Below are 17,229 nucleotides of genomic sequence, written 5' to 3'. Positions count from 1 at the left end.
GGTTTTCGTTATTCTTCGGTCGGCCCGGTGATCAGCGCGGACTCGATGAGGTTGCGGTGACCCCGGCGCAGTCGCTCCGAGAGCGCCTGGTGTGAGACGTCGAGGCTCTCGGCGAACTCGCCGAGGGTGAGGTCGCGGGGGACGTTGTAGTAGCCGCGTTCGACGCCCTCGACGAGCGTGTCGTGTTGCTCCTTCGTGAGGCTGTACTGGCCGCGGCGGTTCCCTTCGAGATCGTAGATGCTGCTGACGTCGAAGTCGATGCCGGCGCGTCGACAGCGATCGTACGTCTCCGAGAGCGCCCCCCGGTCGGGAAAGAGGATGCGAAGCCGCCACTGGCCGTCGGTGCCGGTCGCCGAGAGGATCGTCGAGTCGGCCTCGAGGATGGCGCCGACCGGGTGGATCGAGTCGACCCAGTCCATGCGATAGAGCCGTTCGGCGTCGAGTTCGGAGAGACACTCGACCCCGTCGACGGTCGGATCCTCGGCCAGCGCCTCCTCGAAGGTCTCGAACTCCGCGGTGCGGACCCAGACGAAGGGGATGAGACGCCCCTCGCCGTGGGCCGCGACGCGCTCGATCTCGAACTCCACGCTGGGGACGTCGGCTAGGGTGTCCCGCAGCGCGAACTCCGCGGCCGGTATCGTGAGTTCAGCGATCGTTCCCATGCGTTGTCCAAAACTGCTGACGGGATAAGGGTGCGTAAATGAACATCTGGCAACACTTCTCCGGGACGGAGGAGACAACAGGCAGTATATGTGCGTCGGGAGCCGAAACCCGGACATGACCACGCGATCGGACCCGATTCGGCTGGCGACGCGCGGGTCGGACCTCGCGCTCGCCCAGGCCGAGACGGTCAAGCGGGCGCTCTCGGGGCGTCGCCGGGAGGTCGAACTCGTCACGGTCGAGACGACCGGCGACCGGATCCGCGACGAACTCATCCACCGGCTCGGCAAGACCGGGGCGTTCGTCCGCAGCCTCGACGAGGAGGTCCTGAAAGGGGAGGTCGACGGCGCGATCCACTCGATGAAGGACATGCCCACGGAGGACTCCCGACTGGTCGTCGCCGCCATCCCCCAACGGGCGGCGGCGGGCGACCGGCTCGTGACCCCCGAGGGGGCGACCCTCGAAGAGCTCCCCGAGGGCGCGACCGTCGGCACCGGCAGCCTCCGGCGGGGGGCACAGCTGCTCGCACAGCGGCCCGACCTGACCGTCGAGCCCCTCCGAGGAAACGTCGACACCCGCGTCGAGAAGCTGCTCTCGAAGTCGCTCAACGAGGAGTACGACCGGCGGGTGGCCGCCGACGAGGAGCGAAAGGCCGACCCGGACGCCGAACCCGAGTTCGACTCCCGACCGGAGGAGTGGGTCGAGGGGCTCTCCGAGCGCGAGCGCCGCGCGTTCGGGCGCGAGGAGTCGTTCGACGCGATCGTGCTCGCCGCGGCCGGGCTGGAACGTTCGGGGCTGGATCGGGAGGTCCCGACGAGGGAGCTCCCCGTAGAAACGTTCGTCCCCGCCGCCGGACAGGGGGCGCTCGCGGTGACGATGGAGGACGACGACCTCGCCCGCGAGGTCAACGGCGCGATCGACCACCCCCGGACCCGCGTCGAGACGACCGTCGAGCGCTCCGTCCTGGCGAGTCTCGGCGGGGGCTGTGTCGCGCCGATCGGGATCCACGCGGTGATCCAGGGCGAACACGTCCGCACGCGCGTACAGGTGCTCGCCAGAGGGGGCGAGCCGACCGTCTCGGTGACGCGGGACTTGCCCGTCGAACGCCACGCCGAGACCGCCCGCGACCTCGCGGAGGAACTCGCCGACCGGGGCGCGCGCGACCTGATCGAGGAGGCCAAACGCGAGGCCGGCGAGGGGGAGACCGACACGGAGCGGACGGAGGGCGAGGACGAGGGATGACCGGAACCGTCTACCTGGTGGGAAGCGGCCCCGGCGACCCCGAACTCCTGACGGTGAAGGCAAAACGCCTGATCGAGGAGGCCGACGTGGTTCTCCACGACAAGCTTCCGGGTCCCGAGATCATCGAATCGATCCCCGAGGGAAAGCGCGAGGACGTCGGCAAGCGTGCGGGCGGGGAGCGAACGGGCCAGGCAGAGATCAACGAGCGCCTTGCCGAACTCGCCCGCGAGGGCCAGCGGGTGGTCCGGCTGAAGGGCGGCGATCCGTTCGTCTTCGGGCGCGGCGGCGAGGAGCGACGGTACCTCCGCGAGCGCGGGATCCCCGTGGAAGTGGTCCCCGGGATCACCTCCGCGATCGCGGCGCCCGCCGTCTTCGGGATTCCCGTCACCCACCGCGATCACGCTTCGAGTGTGTCGTTCGTCACCGGCCACGAGGACCCCACGAAGGGGGAGTCGGCGGTCGACTGGGGGGCGCTCGCGGCGACGGGGGGAACGATCGTCGTGCTGATGGGCGTCGGTAAGCTCCCCGAGTACACCCGGGCGCTTCGCGAGGCGGGGATGGACCCCGAGACGCCCGTCGCGCTGGTCGAACGCGGCACCTGGCCCGACGGGCGGGCAGTGGTCGGAACGCTCGAAACGATCGTCTCGGTGCGCGACGACGAGGGGATCGAACCGCCCGCGGTGACGGTGATCGGCGGGGTCGCGGGGCTCTATGGGGAGGGCGAGAAATGACCCAGGAGACCCGGATCGCGGTCTTTCGACCCGACGACGAACGGCTCGCGGAGGCGGTCGAGCTTTTGGAGGCGCTCGGCGCGGATCCGATAGCCGATCCGATGCTCGCGGTCGAGCCGACGGGAGCGAGTCCACGGGCGGACGGCGACTATACGATCCTGACGAGCAAGACCGGCGTCGAGTTGGCACGGGCGGAGGGGTGGACCCCGTCGGGGACGGTCTGTGCGATCGGCGATAGAACAGCCAGAGCGCTCCGGGAGGCGGGCTACGACGTGGATCTGATCCCCGAGGAGTTCTCCTCAGTCGGCCTCGTCCGCGCGCTGGACGGGGAGGTCGCGGGCGCGCGCGTCGAGGTCGCCCGCTCGGACCACGGCAGTCCGGTCCTCACCGAGGGGCTGAACGACGCGGGCGCGTTCGTCCACGAGACGGTCCTCTACAGGCTGGTTCGCCCGCCCGAGTCGGGCGTCTCCGTCGAGCGGGCCGCCGCGGGCGAACTGGAGGGGGCGCTGTTTACCTCCTCGCTGACGGTCGAGCACTTTCTCGCGGCCACCGACGAGCGCGACCTGCGCGAGGAGGCGATCGCGGGCCTCTCCACCGCCGTCGTCGGCGCGATCGGCGAGCCGACCCGCGCGACCGCCGAACGCGAGGGGATCGCGGTCGACGCCGTCCCCGAGAACGCGGACTTCGAGGAACTGGCCTGTGGCGTGGTAGAGCGGGCGGCGCCGAGCTATCGGGAGTGAGAGAGATTCTCGTAGCAGTCAGGAGAGTTCCCGCCCGGGGATCGAACCACGGCGTCGGCTCTCGGGAGGCGACATAGCCGGGTGGCTACGAGATCCCGCCGAGGTCACGACCGGGTGAATCGGATCTCGCGCGCGCCCGTATCGACCGTCATGGGCGCGCCCAGCGGCAGGGGGAGGTCCGGCGCGGCGTGGCCGAAGTCCAGATCGAAGACGACCGGGAGGTCGGGTTCGTACTCGTCGACCGTCGCGGCGACGGTCCGGCGCTGGCGGCGGCGGTACTCCTCGCGTTCTCCAGCCCCGGGTGTCTCGGGCTTGCCGACGACGAGCGCCTCGCAGGCATCGAGGATGCCCCGCTCGCCGAGCGCCATCAGGAACCGCTCAACCACCGCGGCCTCGGGGGTCTCCCCGGAGGTCTCGACCGCGAGGATCCGCCCCTCGCAGGTCTGGCGGGTGAAGTAGGGCGTGTCGGTCAGCAGTTGGGATTCGAGCATGGCGAGACAGCCGCCGATCACGGGCGCGGTGAACGTCCGTTCATCGGCGTTGTGCCAGTGCCACCCCTCGCCGTCGAACCACGTCCGGGGCATGTCGCTCTCGATGTCGTAGTACTCGTCGGTCCACCCCTCGGCGGGCGAGAGCGGGCCGAAGGGCGTCTCGAACAGGGCGCGCTCGACCCACCCGCGGGTGGAGGGGCGCATCCGCGGGTCGGCGACCAGATCGGGAAACAGCTGAGCGCCGTAAAACGAGACGATCCCCAGGTCGTCGAGAAACAGGTGCAGGTGGGTGTTGTCGCTCGCGCCGAAAAAGCGCGTGGGGTTCTCACGAACGCGCTCGGGATCGAGATGGGGGAGCATCCGGAGCTGGTCGTTGCCGCCGAACGCGGCGATAATTCCTCGGATATCCTCGCGCTCGAACGCCCGGTGGACATCCTCGGCGCGCGCCCCGGGATTGGCGCGGAGCCAGTCGGTCGTGCGGGTCGCGGTGTCGAAGACCTCCACGTCGAGGTCGAACGAGCGGAGGCGTCCGATCCCCCGGGAGAGCGCGCCCCGGGGGGCGGCGTGCGAGGGGGCGATCACCGCGACCGTGTCGCCCCGTTCGACCGGCGGCGGGTAGGCGGCGTCCATACCGGCGCGACGGCGGGCCGGCGTTTCCCGGTTTCGCTATCGGGCGAGTTCGCGGCCCTTCGTCCCCAGCGCGAACAGGCCAACGGCCGCCAGCAGGGCGCCGACGAGGGCGCTCCCGGTGACGTACAGCGAGACGCCGAGGGCGGCGATGCCGAGCGCGAACGCGACCTGAAAGCGGGGGTCGAGCAGGCTCGTGGCGAAGACGCCGACCGCGAGGACGAGCGTGACGTAGACGCCGATCAGGCTCGGGAGCGCCGCGACGGGGCCGGACTGCCGGCTCGTGAGGTACGTCGAGACGAGCGTGATCGCCAGCAGCCCCACGACCAGCAGTTTCACGAGGACCGAGACGAGCGAGTTCGAGGGCATACGGAAGGGTAGGCCGGCCGGGAGGTAAACCGCCACCGCTCCACTCCGGAAGTTTATACTCGGTGACGGGCCAACGGAGCGTAGATGGTCGGACCGGTCCCCGAACTCGACGCGCGCGCGAGCGCCTGTGCGGAGCGGATAGCCCGGGCCGAGGGGGTGCTGCTGGCCTCGCACATCGATGCCGACGGACTGGCGAGCGCGGGGATCGCGGCGAGCGCGCTCGAACGCGCGGGGATTCCGTTCGAGGCGACGTTCGCCAACCAGCTCGACGCCGAGGCGTTGGAGGAGATCGCCGAGAGCGGGTTCGGGACCGTCCTCTTCACCGACTTCGGCAGCGGCCAACTCGACCTGATCGCCGAGCACGAGGACCGCGGCGCGTTCACGCCCGTGATCTGCGATCACCACCAGCCCGCGGACGCAGAGACCGAGTTCCACTGCAACCCGCTTCTGGAGGGGCTGAACGGAGCGACTGAGCTCTCGGGTGCGGGGACGGCGTACCTCCTCGCGCGCGCGTTGGGTGGTCCCGCGAACCGGGACCTCGCGGCGCTGGCGGTCGTCGGGGCGGTCGGCGACATGCAGTCGAGCGACGGCGAACTCGTCGGTGCGAACGCGGCGGTCGTGAGAGAGGGCGTCGAAGCGGGCGTGCTGGATACCGCCACGGACCTCGCGCTGTACGGCACCCAGACGCGCCCCCTCCCGAAGCTTCTGGAGTACACGAGCGACGTCGGGATCCCGGGGATCTCGGGCGACGCGAACGGCACCCTCAGGTTCCTCGACGACCTCGACATCGACCTCCGTGAAGGGGGCGAGTGGCGCTGTTGGGCCGATCTGGCGGACGACGAGAAGCGAACGGTCGCGAGCGCGCTCGTCCGGCGGGCGGTCGCGAGCGGCGTTCCGAGCGAGCGGATCGACGGGTTGATCGGGACGACCCACACCCTCGCGCGCGAGCAACCGGGGACCGAACTCCGGGACGCGAGCGAGTTTTCGACGCTGCTCAACGCCACCGCGCGCTACGAACGCGCCGACGTGGGGCTCGCGGTCTGTCTGGGCGACCGCGAGGGCGCGCTCGATGCGGCCCGCGAGTTGTTGAAGAACCACCGGCGCAACCTCTCGGCGGGGTTGCGTCTGGTGAGATCGATGGGGATCACCCGCGAGACGAACCTCCAGTGGTTCGACGCCGAGGACCGGATCCCCGAGACGATCGTCGGCATCGTCGCGGGGATGGCGCTCGGGTCCGACGGCGCCGACCCGGGGAAACCGATCGTCGCCTTCGCCGAGAAGGACGACGGGAGCGCGAAGGTGTCGGCCCGGGGAACCCACGCCCTCGTCCGCCGGGGGCTCGACCTCTCGGCGGTGGTCGGGACCGCCGCCCGCGCCGTCGGCGGCGACGGCGGCGGCCACGACGTCGCCGCCGGCGCGACGGTTCCCGAGGGCGAGCGAGCGGCGTTCATCGCCCGCGCGGATCGACTCGTCGGCGAGCAACTGGCGTGAGGCCGGGGTTCGCGGCGGTCGTCCGATTTCGTGCTTCGGACGGGTTTCCGCCTCGCGGGACCGGGCTTCTTCGGCGGGATCGCCCCCGTACTCGTGGACTACCGCCGGCCGCTGCTCTACGCGGTCGGAATCCCGTTTACGGCGGGGCAGATCGTCCTCTGGTACGTGATCGTCGGATCTACGCTCGGGACGCTCGACGTGCTCGACGCCGTCGACGGACTCGCACGATCGGTCCTCGTCGTGCTGCTCGTCGGCGGTACCTCCGCGAGCGGTGAGCTACTCGCCCTCGGAGCCGACGATGACGGTGTTCTCGAGGACGCTCTTCTCCCCGCGACGCAGGCGTTCGGAGAGCGCCTGGTGGGAGATCCCGATCTCGTCGGCGAGGTCGGTGAGGGTGATCTCCCGTGGAACGTCGAAGTAGCCGCGCTCGTAGGCGGCGACGAGCGTGTCCTGCTGCTCGTCGGTGAGGCCGAACCGGCCCTCGCGGCCGTCGTCGAGCCGGTAGATGCTCCGAATGTCCATCGTGAGCCCGGCGTCCCGGCAGTAGTCGTAGGTGCGCGAGAGCGCGTCCCGTTCGGGAAAGAGCACGCGGAGCTGCCAGCCCGACTCGTCGCCGAACGCGGCGAGGATCGAGCCGTCCTCCTCGACGAGGATCCGGACCAACGTCTCGATCTGGTCGATCCACTCCATGCGGTAGAGCCACTCGCCGTCGAGTTCCGAGAGGAGTTGGAGGTCCTCCACCGAGCCGTCGCGTTCGAGCGTCTCCCCGATCCGGTCGCCGTCGTCGCCGCTGACCCAGACGAACGGCATGACGTGGTCGGCGTCGTGGGCGACGAACCGTTCGACCTCGAATTCGAGGTCCTCGATCTCCGAGAGCGTTTCCGAGAGGGCGAACTCCTCGGTCGGGAGTTCGATCTCTGCTATCGTAGCGCTCATACGCCAGCGTACACCCGCGAGGGTAATACACCCCGTGAAACCCGCATCGGCTCGGAATGAGGTGGGTTTCGTATCGCCGTATCCGGTTTATGGCCGTCGGTCGCTCCTCGGATCCGGTCGTGGAGCACGACCGACGGGGCTGTGATAACCGATCGTGTGTATGGATCGGTGGCCCCAGTATCGGACCGGCATCGTGGCTGTCGATACCGAACGCGACATCCGGCCGCGGAGATCCACGTTACCCGCTCGTTGCCGGTCCCGCAGATGGTACGTACCACACGGCGCCACGGTGGATAAACCAGTAGTGGCGATAGAGAACGTCGGGATAGGGACACCGCCCCGTTTTTACCCGGGCCGTTCAAGGGACGGGTATGGCCGAATTCGATCCCTCGAAGTTCGAGGACAAGTACGTCCACTACTTCAACGAGCTGCAGCGGGCCTACAAGAACGCCTTCGAGCACATGAACGACCGCTACGACTCCGAGTTGGTTCACGCGATCGACCAACAGGTGTTGAACGAGAGCGAGCCCCAGTACGAGGATGGGGAGTTCTCGGTCGACCTCCCCGAGAACCCCTACGACCGGCTACAGGGCGTGATCGTCGAACGGGAGCGCTTCGAGGGAATACTCGAAACCTACGTCGAACGGATCGAGACCGAACTCCACCGGGTGTTCGGCGTCGAGCGCTGATACTGGCGGCTGTAACCCGTTAATTGGAACTCCGATGATCCGACCGTTCCCGGCGATGGGTACGTCCGTACAGCCGACAGTATGAGGCAGTCCAAAGGTCTATCAACGCTGGCTCCCTACCCGGGAACATGAGCACCGACACGCAGGAAGCGGACGACCTCGACGAGCGCGTGATGAACTTCCTGCGGCGCAACTTCCCGCAGATCCAGATGCACGGCGGCAGCGCCGCCATCCAGAACCTCGACCGCGAGAGCGGCGAGGTGACGATCCAACTGGGCGGGGCCTGCAGCGGCTGTGGCATCTCCCCGATGACGATCCAGGCGATCAAGAGCCGGATGGTCAAGGAGATCCCCGAGATCACGCAGGTTCACGCCGAGACCGGCATGGGCGGCGACGGCGGAATGGGCGGCGGCATGAGCCCCTCGTTCCCCGGCGAGACCACCGACGACGAGTCGAGCGACGAAGGCCCGCAGGCGCCGTTCTAACGCAGTCCTTTCGAGGTTTCCCACGTTTTCACCAGTCCCGCGAGCAGCGCGTTCGTCGGGACCTCGCTCCGGGCGTGCTCGACGACGGCGCCGTTGATCGCATCGATCTCGGTTCGCCGTCCCTTCTCGAGGTCCTGCGCCATCGAAGACGTGTTTTCACGGGTGGCGCTCGCGACCCGCCGGAGCGCGCCGACGGCCGTTTCCTCGGCCAGTTCGACCCCGTTCTCGCGGGCGACGCGAGCGGTCTCGCGGGCCGCCTCGCGGGCGATCGGCCACGCCGGATCGGCCAGTATCGCACCGTTTTCGATCCCTGCGAGCGCCGTCACGGGGTTGATCCCCGCGTTGACCGCACACTTCTCCCAGAGCCGTCGGGGCATGTCGGCGGCGACGGTCGCCTCGATTCCGGCGTCGGCGAACGCCTCTCCGACGCGCGCTGCGAGCGCGCTCTCGCCGCCCTCGGACGATCCGAGGACCACTCGCCCGACCCCCGTGCAGGCGACCTCGCCCGGCCTCTCGAGGGCCGCGCCGTAACTGGCCGTTCCGGCGAGCACCGGGGAGTCGAGGTCGCGTGCGAGGCGGTCCTCGTTGCCGATCCCGTTCTGGAGCGAGAGTACGGCCCCGAACTCGCCGGTCGAAAGGGTCCGGGCGGCCCGAGCGGTGTCGTAGCTCTTGACCGTAACGAGTACGAGATCCGCCGCGAGGTCGGCGTCGGTCGTCGCGTCGGGGAAGACGTGCGCCTCGATAGCACCCGAGATCCGCAGGCCGTCCTCCCGAATGGTAGAAACGTGGGGATCGCGCCCGACCAGCGTGACGCGGTGTTCGCGCGCGAGCAGGCCCCCGAGGAGGCTCCCGAGACTGCCCGCGCCGAAGACGACGATCCTCACCGCTAGTCTTCGGTCCAGTACATCAGCGATTCCCGGGGTTCGCCACAGTTCGGACACTCCTCGGGGAGGCCCTCGTCGATCCGGCCCATCTCGCCACACTCCGTGCAGCGCCACATGAGTTCGGCCTCGCCGAACTGGCCGCCGGAACGGGCGTGCTCGACGCTCATGGACTCGTAGCCCTCGCGCATCGTGACGTAGAATCCGGCGTTGTCGAACCCGCGGACCTTGCCGAGGCGATTGCCCTCCCCGTCGAAGACCGGCTGCCCGAAGTCGATCCGGTCGATCTCCTCCTCGCTGACGTCGTCGGGTGTCTCGCCGTCGTTCATACGTGACGGTTCGACGCAGGACGCCATAAAGATCCACCCTCAGACGGTAGCGTAGTGCAGGGGCAGCGACTCGACGCCGTAGATGAACGAACTGCGGGTCGGCTGGAGGTCGGTTTCGACGGGTTCGAGGTCCGCGAGCCGGTCGAACAGTTCCGAGAGGGCGACTTCGGCCTCCAATCGAGCGAGTGGCGCGCCCAGACAGTAGTGGGTGCCGTGACCGAACCCGAGATGCTGGTTTGGCGAGCGGTCGGGAACGAACGAATCGCCGTCGGGGAACTGTCGCTCGTCGCGGTTTGCCGAGCCGAGCCAGACGATGACCCGGTCGCCCGCGCCGATGGTCTCGCCGCTCATCGTCACCTCCTCGGTCGCGATGCGGGTCATCGCCTGGACGGGCGCGCGGTAGCGAAGCGCCTCCTCGATGGCCATCGTGGGAACCGCGCCCGCCTCCGTGTAGGTCCCGAGGAGGTCGACATCAGGCTCGCCGAAACACCGGACGGCGTTCGTGATCAGGTTCGTCGTCGTGATGTTGCCCGCGACGAGCAACAGCATGCAGGTCCCCAGAACCTCCTCGCGGGGTAGGGGCTCGCCGCCCACCTCGGCGGTCGCGATGGTCGAGATCAGGTCCTCTCGTGGATCTTCGCGGCGTTCCTCGATGAGCTGGAGGAAGTAAAAGCCCATCTCGCGCTGGACCTCCTGCTGGCGCCGTGCGAACTCCGCGCCGCTCTCGCGCTCGTCAGCCGAGGAGACGATGGCGTCGGACCACTCCTTGAACCGGTCGCGGTCCTCGACGGGCACGCCCAGCAGTTCGGCGATCACCGCGACCGGCAATGGGTAGGCGAACTCGGAGACGAGATCCATCTCGCCCTCGTCTTCAAGGATGCTGTCGAGGATCTCGCGGGTCAACTCCCGAATCCGGGGTTCAAGTTCGCGAATCGCCCGCGGGCGAAACGAGTCCTCGACAACACTGCGGAGGTCGTCGTGGCGCGGCGGGTCCTCGAAGAGCATCGTATCGAGGATCAGCCCCGCGCCCTCGCCCTCGGGTTCGACGAAGTCGCTCGCCTTCTCGGGGTCGACCGAGAAGGTCGCGTCGTCGTTCAGGATCCGCTTGACGTCGGCGTAGCGGAAGACGTCCCACGAGTCGCGCTCGGGATCGTACCGAACCGGCGCGTCCTCGCGCATCTCCCGGTACCACCCGAACGGTTCGAGCCACGCCTCGCGCGACGAGAGCGCCTCGGGGAACGCCTGCAGCCCCCGCGGCTCTGCGGAACTCATACTGTCAGTAGGATCGAGACACACATCAACCTTCTGCGGCGGGAACGGCTACAAGAAGTCTGCGATCCCGCTCTGTTTGTTCTTGTCGAATTCAAATACTCTAAGACAGATTCTATCGGATTAAGTAACAAGACAGATAGTGTATGGTAGATATTAGTGAAATTGTACAATGGGGTGGATGGATTATAGGGCTTCTCAGTGGTGCTATTGTTATCTACAAGTATTATTTGAAGAGGCCGTATATATTCGTAGATGTTGATGTTCTAGGAGAACCAGATCAGGCAGAACAAACGCCAATACTTTTCAACGTGGTTAATGATGGTCGAAAATACGCAGAAGATGTTTTTATAGAATTGGAATTCGAAGGAATGAATATTCTCCACGTTAATGATACAGATACTAGTAGCCAATTGCTTACTGAGAAAATGTTTGGAACATTTGCTGAGTATAATCAGATTATACATCCAAAGACTGAAGTATTTTCTTTTGATGAAGAAAACGGTCTTACAGTAGATGAAGAAGACGTATCCCATATAAATTGGATTATGTTCCAGATAAACGATATCATTTATTCTAAAATAGGCCTTCAGTTCACAACGAGGATAGGGGAATTCACGGATGACTCAGCAACAATCACGTATGCCGTTGCCTGTCGTTCCCATGAGCCGAGAGAGGGTACTATCGAATTGAAGCGGGACGGAGATACGGTAATAATTGAGTCTACTAAACCTAGTCTTCGTAGAAGAATCAAGCGGCGAATGAATGAGTTGTTTTGAGTTGGTGGAAGGGGATCTTCGTACCCTACCCCGGGGTTGATTCCTCGAAGATGGGTGTCTCCTAGATAGCCCCTTGTTCTCACATGAAGTCCGCGATCCCGCTCTGTTTGTTCTTGTCGTTCTCGAAGACGCTCTCGAGCGAGCGATCGAGGATCTTCAGGCGCTGTTTGGTGTACTCCCGGCAGCCGTACTCCTCGGCGACGCGGATGGCGGTGTCCATGTACTTGTTGACCGACCCCTGATGCACGGTGAGGTTCACGTTCCCGCCGCAGTCCCGGCAGTCGCCCGACAGCGGCATTCTCCTGTATTTCTTCCCGCAGGAGAGACAGCGCGTCTCCTGGCTGGAGAACGCTCTCAAATTCCCGATCAGGTCGGGCAGGAAGTGGTACTCGATGACGCGCTCCGCAACGTCGGTTTCATCTACTGCTCGGAGCTTTCTTGCCAGTTCCAACTGGGCGTCCATCTTCTCCATCATCGACCCGAGGGTCTTGTACGCCGAGAGGTCCGGCCCGAGCGCGATGTTCGAGGTGTCGTGGGTGTGGGCAAAGCCACGGTACTGGTCGTCAGTCCCAACGGATTCCTCCGCGAGCCTGATGTCGACCTCGCCGGGGTCGGCCATCTCGCGGGTCGCCTCGTAGAACTCGAGAGGGTAGCGCTCGACGACGTCCATGTTGTGGGCCTCGTCGTCGATCTCGGCGGGGTCGATCCGCGAGGACATCACGAGGGGAGCGTCCATCTGCCCGCCGCGCTTGTCGGGGAGATACTCCTTCGAGAAATTCAACAACCCATCCATTAGAAGCATCACGCAGTCCTCGTCGCCGTCGCACTGGCCGGTGAAGAGGTCGTTCGCGACCAGCGTATGCGTGTCCTCGACAGTCACTGAATACGTGTGATCGGCGTCCGATTCCACGATCGAAACGTCAACGACCTCGTCGAGCCAGACCTCGCCGCCGTCGCCGAACAGCCGTTGTGGACGGGCGTCGATCGAATCGACGACCTCCGAGAGGGTGGCCGATTTCCGATCGAGGTCGAACCCGATCAGTTCGGCGAACCTGACGGCGTTCTCGGAGGTGATCTTGAGCACCCACGACTCGAACTCCGGGGACTCCTCGTAGAACTCGGAGACGGGACCGGTTTCTATCCGACGCGTCTCGGTGTAGGTCTTGGACGTGATCCCGAACCGCTTCAGTGCGGCGATCAGGTCCTCTTTCAGCTCGTCGCTGATCGTGTGTGCCCGGATATCGAGCCGGTCGTTCGAGACGCTTCCGTCGCCGCTAAAGTACGCGGCGAGGTACGCGGAGAGAACGCTATCGGTCCCGCCAAGAACCACGTCGGGGATCCGCTTGTCCGCCGCGACCGGTCCGGTATCGAGCACGTCGGCGAACAGGGCGGCGATCAACCGACCGGAAACGGTGACTTTCCACTCGTTTTCCTCGTACGCCGTGACGCCAAGGGCCGTCTCGAAGGTATCGACGATCTGCTCTCGGACGGGTTCGTCCGGTGTACAGATCGTCGTCTGGTAGAACTGGCCGTCCTCCTGTCGAGTGAACCCTTCGGCTGTGTAGTATCCGAGCAGCGTTCCCACGTTCTCGTCGATTCGGAGGACACGGTCGACCGAGACGGAATCGCGTCGAACGCCGAGTTCGACGTCGTCGGGAAGGCGTTCGACGACCGTCTCCTCGTCGAAGAGGGCGACGAGAACCGCCGCCGGAACGCTGTCGCGTCCGACCCAGTTGTAGACGGTCGAGCCGGCGACGTCGAGGCGATCCGCGACGCGGTCGAGATAGGTGTCGCCGGAGGTGGCGTCGTCGAACAGGCCGCGGATTCGGTCGGGGCCCAGCCCTCGAATCATCAGATCCTCGTTCGAGATCGCGTCACACGCAAGCAGTTCGGCGAGGAGATCGATCTCGCGTTCCTGACCGTTCATCGAGAGGTGTTTCGGACTGGGTACCGTATCTCCCGGTTCGAGTTCGCTCGCCGTGATCCGTTCGACCCCGTCGTTCCACCGGCGCATCGAGTGATCCGGCGTGACCCGAAGCCGCCGGCCGCTTCGCGTCTCGATCTCGAGCAAGTGATCGGGAGCGGGGTGTTTCGAGACCGCTTCGATCGGGCGTGTCGTCACCGAGCCGTCGTCCTCGATCGACGGGACGAATAGCTCCCCGTCGAGCTCCTCGACGAGCGTTCCGAAGTCGTCGGTTCGTGGGTCGTCCAGACATCCCTCCACGAGGTCCTCGATCGAGTTGTAACGCCAGTTATCGTTCGTCTCACGAACCCACACCTTCATTTCGGGATGGAAGCAGTTCCTGCGCTTCGATGCATGGAAATACGGATGAGCATATCCCACTGCGGCGCTCGTAAACCCGATCACGCGACCCACCACGGCGGCGCTGGTGTGGGGCGCCATCCCGAAGACGAGTTCGCCGACGAGTTCCTCGCGCTCGGTCATCTCGTAGAAGGGATCGAGGCCGTAGTAATCCTCCAGCAGTTCGTCGACGAAATCGGCGGTCTTCAGGAGGTGTTCGGCCGCGCCATCGGAGAGGACGATGTCCTGCACCTTCAACTCGACCAACTGGTCGTCGTGTTCGAGGGGGGCTCCCTCGACGTCATCGTGATAACCCAGTCGGCGAAACTCCTCGACGGAGACGTCGAGTTCCTCGGGGCGGACGGACGTGACGGGAAGGTCGGTCATGTCGTAGCGGATGGTGCCGTCCTTGAAGGCCGAGACGCCGTGTTTCGCCCGCAGGATCCCCTTCTCCATCGGCTCGGGCGTCTTGTGCGACGACGTGAGGCCCTTCACGCCTTTCAGCGTCTCGAAGGAGCCCTCGCGCTCGCCGAGCGCCGAGAGGGCGTCGTGGTAGATCCCGTCGAGGTCCAGCGTCCGGCGCTCGACGCTCGTTCCCTCGACCTCACAGCGGGCGCACTCGACGCGGCCGGCCTCGTCGGGTTCGAGTTCGGTCCCGCAGTCGGGACACTCGTAGTGTGGGAAGGTATTGGCCCCGCAGTCGGGACAGTCCCCGCGGAAGGTGTGGGTACCGCACTCTGCGCACTCGCGCCGTCCGACGCTCACTTCGACCTCGCCGGGCGTGTCGCGCATCCCGGGGGCGTAGCGGGCGGCCTTGGCGACGTCGCGCTGGGCGCCGCCGGCCTCCCCGATCGGAAACAGCGTGTGGACTGCGGGCGAGAGTTCGCGTTTCTCGGATTTCTCGGGGCGTCCCATCCGGTTGCCGATCCGGGTCGGGGCCCGTTCCCGAACCGTGAATGGGGCGACCTCCTCGACCGCCTTCATCGCGTTTTGCCCGCCGTCCCACGCACGGGCGTCCTCGGAAAGCGAGTCCCACTCGCGGGTCAGGTCCTCCGAGAAGCCCATCGTCGCGACGAGCGCGCGCCACTCGGGGACAGAAAGGGTCTCTGCGGTCTGTCGGTGTTCGACCAGCAGGGTCTCGAGGGCCTCCCGGACCGTCTGCGTTCGGGTCAGTTCGAGTTCGCCCACTTTGACCGTCCCCTCCTCGACGGCATCGGCGAGCGCCTCGAACTGGGTAGTAGAAAGATCGTGCCAGAGGTAGGTGTACGCGGGATGCAGCGGGGCGTCGTACTCGGTGGCCCAGTCGAGCGCCTCCTCGACGCTCGGCGATTCGAGGTCGACGTGCGGGGAGTCGGCGAGCGCCTGGACGTCCGCCGCGCTGTTTTCGAACTCCTGGATCCACCACTCGAACGTGTACGAAGCGGGCGCCAGCGGGTGGTTGTTCTCGACAAATTCTCCAAAATTGACGAGGTACTCCCCGGCGTCGATGATCCTCTCGACGCCGTTGCGGACTTCGAGGGCCTCTGCGGCGTCGTCGATCCGCCGCACCTCGCCGTTGGCCAGTCGGACGGTGGGCCCCTCGATGGTGTCGACGGGGATGATGCCGTGCGCTTTGCCGGGGCGTTCGGTCTTGATCTGGGTACCCGTCGCGAGGAAGTCGTCGACGACGTGCATCGTCGCGGGGTGGATTCCTCCAGTGGCAAAACCGTGATTTCGCGCCCGGCCGTAGCGCAGGCGAAAGCCGCCCGGCCGGGAGGGATGCGAGAAGACCGGTCGCCCGGCGATCAGGTCCCGGAGGAACTTCGTGGCGGGTTCGACCCGCGGCGGGCCGGCGGGTTCGTCGGGTTCCGTGTCCTCCGTCTCGTCTCCGTCCGTCGACTCGTCGTCCTCGTCGTCGCTTCCCTCGCCCTCGCCGATCGTCCCGTCGATCAGGTCCTGGAGCCACGGCCAGTCGATCTCGTCGAGTTCGCGGGTGTAGCGCTGGATCTTCGGGGCCTTGAGCGCGATCCCCTCCGCGAGGACGAGACACATCCCGCCCCGTGGGTTGTTCGTCCCCACTCGCTCCAGGTCCCGAAAGCCCGAAACCTCGGCGTCACCCGTCGCCTCCCCGTCGAGCATGATCGGGCAGTGCCGGGCGATGAACTTCGTCTCCTCGTCTTTGGGCGAGTACTGCAGTCCCGTGGTCTTGTCGTACAGCCCCACCTCCTCGGCGTAGCGCTCGATCTCGTCGTCGCGGGCCTGATACTCCGAGACGCCCAGCAGCGCGCGGGTGTAGTCGGCGACGAGCACCGACAGCGCCTGTGCGGTCCCGCCTGCAGATCTGATGGGGCCGGCGTAGTAGACCCGAACGCACTCGGTGCCGTCGTCGTTCTCCAGCAACTCGACCCGGTCGATCCCCTCGATGGGCGCGGCGACCACGCCCTCCGTCAGCAGCGCGACCGCGGTCCTGACCGCCCCCTCGATCTTCCCGTCACGCGTCTCGTACTCCCCCACGCGGCCCTCGGCGAAGTCCTCCGCGAGCGCCAGCGCCGCCTCCTCGCGGCTCATCTCCGCTTCGAGTTCCCGGACCCGCTCGGCCACGCCGGGGATGCCGAGGATGTTCTCGACCCGGTCGGCCATGTCCTTGGCGACGGGGATCTCGACCTCGGGGCGGGGGTCGCCGCTCTCCAGTCGGGCCGTCTCGGCCCGGTCGAACGCCTCCTCGAGGCGGGACTCGATCCGCTCGAAGTAGCGTTCGTCCTCTCCGCGCATCTACAGCCAGAGGTCGAGTCCGGTCGTCCCGTCGATCTCGCGGACGAGTTCGCCCTCGAACTCGCGCAGGTAACACTCGCCGGCGAAGACGGTGCCGGCGTGGAGGTGTCCCGCGATCGCCTGCCCGCTGGGTCGGGAGAGGACGGCGTGGGTGTGGGCGAAGCGCTCCGCATCCAGCCACGCGACGTTGCCGACGCAGGCGGCGACCTCGAGGGGTTCCTCGAAGGTGACGGCTTCGTACTCCTTCTCGCGCTGGTCGTAGAACCAGAGTTCGGCGTCCTGGACCGCGCCGAGCGCGTAGAAAAAGCCCGCATCGACCTCCTCCTCGTCGGCGAGGGTCTCGATCTCCTCGCGCCAGTCGGCGCCGGGCTCCAGTCGGGCAACGAACTCCCGTTTCGTCTCGACCTCGCGGTAGTGCATGCACGGGGGCAACGAACGGGGTCGGGAAAAACGTATC

General features: G+C 66.5%; 16 protein-coding genes. 7 read left to right on the top strand and 9 right to left on the bottom strand.

Annotated elements, in window-relative coordinates; translation table 11 throughout:
• Positions 1-8: 8 nt before the first annotated feature.
• Positions 9-662 (bottom strand): helix-turn-helix domain-containing protein, encoded by a 654-nt coding sequence (locus QRT08_RS13375; RefSeq protein WP_286046464.1) that lies wholly within the window; start codon positions 660-662, stop codon positions 9-11.
• A 115-nt stretch (positions 663-777) separates the two neighbouring features.
• Between QRT08_RS13375 and hemC the strand changes: the two genes are divergently transcribed.
• Genes hemC through QRT08_RS13360 form a run of 3 tightly spaced genes read left to right on the top strand, consistent with a single transcriptional unit; the run spans position 778 to position 3,373 of the window.
• Positions 778-1,902: a hydroxymethylbilane synthase gene (gene hemC, locus QRT08_RS13370; RefSeq protein WP_286046463.1), complete on the top strand. Its 1,125-nt coding sequence runs from the start codon at positions 778-780 to the stop codon at positions 1,900-1,902.
• Positions 1,899-2,633, top strand: a complete 735-nt coding sequence (cobA, locus tag QRT08_RS13365; protein WP_286046462.1) for a uroporphyrinogen-III C-methyltransferase — start codon at positions 1,899-1,901, stop codon at positions 2,631-2,633. The genes hemC and cobA overlap by 4 nt, the downstream gene beginning before the upstream one ends.
• Positions 2,630-3,373 carry a uroporphyrinogen-III synthase gene (locus QRT08_RS13360; protein ID WP_286046461.1) on the top strand — a complete coding sequence of 248 codons (744 nt, stop codon included), beginning with the start codon at positions 2,630-2,632 and terminating at the stop codon, positions 3,371-3,373. The genes cobA and QRT08_RS13360 overlap by 4 nt, the downstream gene beginning before the upstream one ends.
• A 104-nt stretch (positions 3,374-3,477) precedes the next feature.
• Here the strand turns inward: QRT08_RS13360 and QRT08_RS13355 are convergent, their stop codons facing one another.
• Together QRT08_RS13355 and QRT08_RS13350 are read right to left on the bottom strand one after the other, a co-directional pair.
• A complete protein-coding gene (locus QRT08_RS13355; protein ID WP_286046460.1) occupies positions 3,478-4,494 on the bottom strand; it encodes a S66 peptidase family protein in 1,017 nt (338 codons plus the stop codon).
• 36 nt (positions 4,495-4,530) lie between these two features.
• Positions 4,531-4,860 carry a hypothetical protein gene (locus QRT08_RS13350; protein WP_286046459.1) on the bottom strand — a complete coding sequence of 110 codons (330 nt, stop codon included), beginning with the start codon at positions 4,858-4,860 and terminating at the stop codon, positions 4,531-4,533.
• Between the two features lie 84 nt (positions 4,861-4,944).
• Here QRT08_RS13350 and recJ point away from each other — a divergent pair, with 84 nt between their 5' ends.
• Positions 4,945-6,351: a RecJ family nuclease gene (gene recJ / locus QRT08_RS13345; RefSeq protein ID WP_286046458.1), complete on the top strand. Its 1,407-nt coding sequence runs from the start codon at positions 4,945-4,947 to the stop codon at positions 6,349-6,351.
• Positions 6,352-6,627: 276 nt separating this feature from the next.
• Here recJ and QRT08_RS13340 read toward each other — a convergent pair whose 3' ends face one another.
• Positions 6,628-7,287 carry a helix-turn-helix domain-containing protein gene (locus QRT08_RS13340; RefSeq protein ID WP_286046457.1) on the bottom strand — a complete coding sequence of 220 codons (660 nt, stop codon included), beginning with the start codon at positions 7,285-7,287 and terminating at the stop codon, positions 6,628-6,630.
• A 371-nt stretch (positions 7,288-7,658) separates the two neighbouring features.
• Between QRT08_RS13340 and QRT08_RS13335 the strand changes: the two genes are divergently transcribed.
• Positions 7,659-7,976 (top strand): DUF5783 family protein, encoded by a 318-nt coding sequence (locus tag QRT08_RS13335; protein WP_286046456.1) that lies wholly within the window; start codon positions 7,659-7,661, stop codon positions 7,974-7,976.
• Between the two features lie 128 nt (positions 7,977-8,104).
• On the top strand, positions 8,105-8,461 hold the full coding sequence (locus QRT08_RS13330; protein ID WP_286046455.1) for a NifU family protein: 357 nt from the start codon (positions 8,105-8,107) through the stop codon (positions 8,459-8,461).
• Here the strand turns inward: QRT08_RS13330 and QRT08_RS13325 are convergent.
• Genes QRT08_RS13325 through QRT08_RS13315 form a run of 3 tightly spaced genes read right to left on the bottom strand, consistent with a single transcriptional unit; the run spans position 8,458 to position 10,943 of the window.
• Positions 8,458-9,345, bottom strand: coding sequence for a ketopantoate reductase family protein (locus tag QRT08_RS13325; protein ID WP_286046454.1), 888 nt, complete (start codon positions 9,343-9,345; stop codon positions 8,458-8,460). The genes QRT08_RS13330 and QRT08_RS13325 overlap by 4 nt on opposite strands.
• A gap of 2 nt (positions 9,346-9,347) precedes the next feature.
• Positions 9,348-9,671: a TFIIB-type zinc ribbon-containing protein gene (locus tag QRT08_RS13320; protein WP_286046453.1), complete on the bottom strand. Its 324-nt coding sequence runs from the start codon at positions 9,669-9,671 to the stop codon at positions 9,348-9,350.
• A 39-nt stretch (positions 9,672-9,710) separates the two neighbouring features.
• Positions 9,711-10,943 (bottom strand): cytochrome P450, encoded by a 1,233-nt coding sequence (locus QRT08_RS13315; RefSeq protein WP_286046452.1) that lies wholly within the window; start codon positions 10,941-10,943, stop codon positions 9,711-9,713.
• A 143-nt stretch (positions 10,944-11,086) separates the two neighbouring features.
• On the opposite strand from QRT08_RS13315, the gene QRT08_RS13310 reads away from it, so the two are divergent.
• Positions 11,087-11,719, top strand: a complete 633-nt coding sequence (locus tag QRT08_RS13310; protein WP_286046451.1) for a hypothetical protein — start codon at positions 11,087-11,089, stop codon at positions 11,717-11,719.
• A 79-nt stretch (positions 11,720-11,798) separates the two neighbouring features.
• Here the strand turns inward: QRT08_RS13310 and QRT08_RS13305 are convergent, their stop codons facing one another.
• A complete protein-coding gene (locus tag QRT08_RS13305; RefSeq protein WP_286046450.1) occupies positions 11,799-16,772 on the bottom strand; it encodes a DNA polymerase II large subunit in 4,974 nt (1,657 codons plus the stop codon).
• Positions 16,773-17,192 carry a PPC domain-containing DNA-binding protein gene (locus tag QRT08_RS13300; protein ID WP_286046449.1) on the bottom strand — a complete coding sequence of 140 codons (420 nt, stop codon included), beginning with the start codon at positions 17,190-17,192 and terminating at the stop codon, positions 16,773-16,775.
• Positions 17,193-17,229: the final 37 nt, after the last annotated feature.

This window comes from Halalkalicoccus sp. NIPERK01 (assembly GCF_030287405.1).
In the GTDB taxonomy this organism is placed as follows: Archaea; Halobacteriota; Halobacteria; order Halobacteriales; family Halalkalicoccaceae; genus Halalkalicoccus.
This window is presented reverse-complemented; position numbering and strand designations above follow the sequence as displayed.